The following is a 3,844-nucleotide window of genomic DNA, read 5'->3' as shown; positions in this document are numbered from 1 at the left end:
GCCGTAGGGGCCGTTTCGGCCACCGCGCGCCGCCGCTTTCCGATGTCCCCGACCGAACCCGTCCCAGACACCCAACGTCTCTCTCACGGGTGGAGGGTCTGCCAGCAGACCCCGTCCGGTGCCGTGCGGTTGGGGACATTCCGCGCGGCCGGGTGCAGTCCGCTCCGGGCGGGGGCATTCGACGCCGCCGGGGACAGGAGTCCGGTCCCCGCACGCGTGAGATGCCCCCGTCTGGAAGGAACAGTCCCCGGCCGCGCAGGATGCCCCCGCCGGCGGCCAGGCATGGGCGCCACGCGCACGTCGGCCAGCCCGCACGCCAGTTGGGCCCGGCGCGAAAGGGACGACATCGCGCCCGCCTGCGGGGCTAGGTTGCTGACACCGACCGCATCGAAGGAGAACTCATGGCCAACGGCTCCGCCCCCACCATCACTCTCAACAATGGCGTCGACATCCCGCAGATCGGCTACGGCGTCTTCCTGACCCCGCCGGAGGAGACCGAGCGCGCCGTGCTCGAGGCCTTCGAGGTCGGCTACCGCCACGTCGACACCGCCCAGGCCTACCGCAACGAGGAGGGTGTGGGCGCGGCCGTCGCCGCCAGTGGACTGCCCCGCGAGGACCTCTTCCTGACCACCAAGGTGTGGATCTCCAACGCCGGGGAGGAGCGCGCCGCCCGCTCCATCGACGGCTCCCTGCGCCGCCTGGGCACCGACTACATCGACCTGCTGCTCGTCCACCAGCCCTTCGGCGACTACTACGGCACCTACCGCGCCATGGAGAAGGCCCTGGCCGCCGGCAAGGTCCGCGCCATCGGCGTCTCCAACTTCTTCCCCGACCGGTTCGTGGACCTGGCGCAGCACGTCGAGGTGCCGCCGGCCGTCAACCAGATGGAGACCCACGTCTTCAACCAGCAGGCCGACAACCGCGCCTGGTACGCCAAGTACGACACCGCCCTGGAGTCCTGGGGGCCGCTGGCCCAGGGCCGCAACAACATCTTCACCCACCCGGTGCTCACCGCCGTCGGCGAGAAGTACGGCAAGGCCGCTGCCCAGGTGGCCCTGCGCTACCTCATCCAGCTCGACATCATCGTCATCCCCAAGACGGTCCACCGCGAGCGCATGGTCACCAACCTCGACGTCACCGACTTCCAGCTCGACGACGCCGACATGCGGGCCATCGCCGCCCTCGACGAGGGGCAGGGCGTCGTCAACCACTACGACCCCGCCTTCCAGGAGCGCCTCGCCTCCTACACGGTCGAGGCGGACTGACCTCGGGCCGCTGGTGGCCGCATCTGGCTACCGGCGGCCGCATCCGGCGGGGACCTTTTCTCCCGGGCGGGGGCATCCTGCGCGTGCGGGGACGGGATTCCTGTCCCTGACGGCGTCGAACGTACCCGCCCGGAACGACACGCACCCGGCCGCGTCGAATGTCCCCGCCAGTGTTGGGGCGGCCCGGGAGGAGACCGGTCGACGGCGGTGAGGAGACGGTGGGCTGGAGCAGCCCCGACGTCGGCGAGGAGCCGGCGAGCCGGGGCAGACCGGACAGCGGGTGCCGGCGCGCGCGCCTCAGAGCCGGCGGGAGAACCGGGACTCGCTCTTCTCGGAGGTGCCCACGTACTCCAGCCAGCGCTCGTAGTGGTCGAGGACGTCGTGGGCCACCTGGTCGGAGTTCCAGTCGACGACGTCGTAGCCCTGGCCGCCGCTGTGCGGGCGCACCTCGAGGCGCACCGTGAGGTCGTCGGCCTCGTGGACGGCGAAGCCGTAGGCGGGCACCGGTGTGACCACCATGCGCACCACGTAGCGGAAGGAGTCGATGGAGCTGGACTGCTCCTCGCCGCTGTCGGTGGCCGGGTGGGAGGAGACCACCAGGCTGGCGCGCCCCAGGAAGGTGCGCTCGTCGTCGGGGTCCTGGGCCTCGGGGCCCTCGACGAAGACCTCGGCGGAGACGTTCTCCTTGCGCAGCTCGGTGGCCACCGCCTCCAGGGCCGGCACGATGCGCCGCTCCATGGCGTTGCCGGCCTCGTCGGGGGAGACCGAGTTGAGGGTGTGCGTCAGGCGCTCGCGCCAGGGCGTCTGCTCCAGCCCCGCGGCCGAGCCGTTGAAGCCCAGGGCCCGGTTGCGGTCGGCCTGGCTCAGGGCCTGGTTGTAGGTGTCCTCGGTGCTCAGGGAGCGCCACAGGGTGTACATGATGAGGATGAGGACCCCGGAGAAGGGCAGCGCCATGACGATGGTGGCCTGCTGGAGGATGGGGATGCCGCCGGCCACGAGCATCGCGATGGTGAGGATCCCGGTCAGGGCGGCCCAGAAGATCCGCAGCCAGGCGGCGGCGTCCTGGCGCGCCGAGCGGATGCGGCTGGAGAGGTTGGCCATGACCAGGGCGCCGGAGTCGGCGCTGGTGACGTAGAAGAGGATCCCCACGAACAGGGCCAGGGCGATGAGGATCTTCTGGCCCGGCAGGTGCTCCAGGATCCAGTACAGCCCCTGCTCGGGCCGCTCCAGGGTGATGTCCCGGAACTCGCCGTTGCCGCGGATGACCAGGTCCAGGGCGTGGTTGCCGAAGATCGCCACCCACATGAGGATGTAGCAGAAGGGCAGCAGGAGGCTGCCGAGCACGAACTGGCGGATGGTGCGGCCGCGTGAGATACGGGCCAGGAACATGCCCACGAAGGCTGCCCAGGCGATCCACCACGCCCAGAAGAACAGGGTCCAGGTGTTGAGCCAGTCATCGGGGCGGTTGTAGGCGTAGGTCTCCAGCGTCAGCTGCGGGAAGCGGGTGAAGAAGTCGCCGATGGAGCCGATGAGCGCGTCGATGAGGAAGGCGGCGTCACCGGTGACGAGCACCCACAGGGCCAGGCCGATGGCCAGCAGCACGTTGATGGTGGACAGGACGCGCACGCCCCGATCGACGCCGGAGACGGCCGAGACGGTGGCCATGATGACGGCCAGGGCCGTCAGCCCGATCTGGGTGGGGAAGCCCTGCGGCAGCCCGAACAGGATGTTGAGGGCCACGTTCAGCTGGACGACGCCGACCCCCAGCGAGGCCGCGATGCCGAAGACCCCGCCGACCAGGGCCGCGGCGTCGACGATGTCGCCGATGACGCCCTCGGTGTGCCGCCCCAGCAGCGGGCGCAGGGTGGAGCGCAGCGTGAGGGTGTCGCGGCGTCGGTAGGCGAAGTAGGCCATGGCCAGGCCCACCAGGGCGTACAGGCCCCAGCCGGAGATGCCGTAGTGGAACAGGGACAGGACGATGGCCTCGCGGGCGCGGGCGGCCGGGGGGATGGTCTGGGCGTCGCCGGTGGGCGGGTGCACGAACTGGTCGACCGGCTCGGCGACGGCGAAGAACAGGATCTCGGTGCCGATGCCGGCGGCGAAGAGCATGGCCGTCCAGGCGAAGGTGGAGAAGTCCGGCGTCGAGTTGTCCGGGCCCAGGCGGATGCGCCCGAAGCGGGAGAAGGCCAGGCCCAGGATGAAGACGAGCGCGGCCGTGATGAGCAGGATGTAGAAGGAGCCGAACCATCGGCTCGTCCACGTCACGGCCGCCCCGAAGGCGCTCTTGACGAGGTCGGGGGCGATGAGCGCGGCCAGGGCGACGATCGCGATGATGGTGGCCGACACGAAGAACACCACCGGGTTGAGGGGCTCCTTGCCGGGCAGCTTGCCGAGCAGGGTGCCGGGGAGGGATCCGCCGGGGAGCCGCAGCACTGAGAAGCGGTCCGACGACGGGGCCGGCCGGGTTGAGTCCTTGGAGGGGCCGTCTGGCGCGGACTCGCTCTCATCACTCGATTCGGGGGACCGGCTCACCGACCTGCTCCGTTCTTCGTGGGGTCTTCGCGGGGGGGGGGGGCTTC

2 protein-coding genes are annotated in these 3,844 nt (G+C 70.7%); one reads left to right on the top strand and one right to left on the bottom strand.

What is annotated here, in order from left to right:
* Positions 1-401: 401 nt before the first annotated feature.
* A complete protein-coding gene (locus HMPREF3165_RS02650; protein ID WP_070510672.1) occupies positions 402-1,265 on the top strand; it encodes an aldo/keto reductase in 864 nt (287 codons plus the stop codon).
* Positions 1,266-1,562: 297 nt separating this feature from the next.
* Here HMPREF3165_RS02650 and betT read toward each other — a convergent pair whose 3' ends face one another.
* Complete coding sequence (gene betT, locus HMPREF3165_RS02645; RefSeq protein ID WP_070510670.1) at positions 1,563-3,797, bottom strand: choline BCCT transporter BetT; 2,235 nt, start codon at positions 3,795-3,797, stop codon at positions 1,563-1,565.
* Positions 3,798-3,844 lie beyond the last annotated feature (47 nt).

Source organism: Actinomyces sp. HMSC08A09, from assembly GCF_001807465.1.
GTDB lineage: Bacteria > Actinomycetota > Actinomycetes > Actinomycetales > Actinomycetaceae > Actinomyces > Actinomyces oris.
Note: the sequence above shows the minus strand (reverse complement) of the source record. Positions and strands in the feature narration are given on the sequence as shown.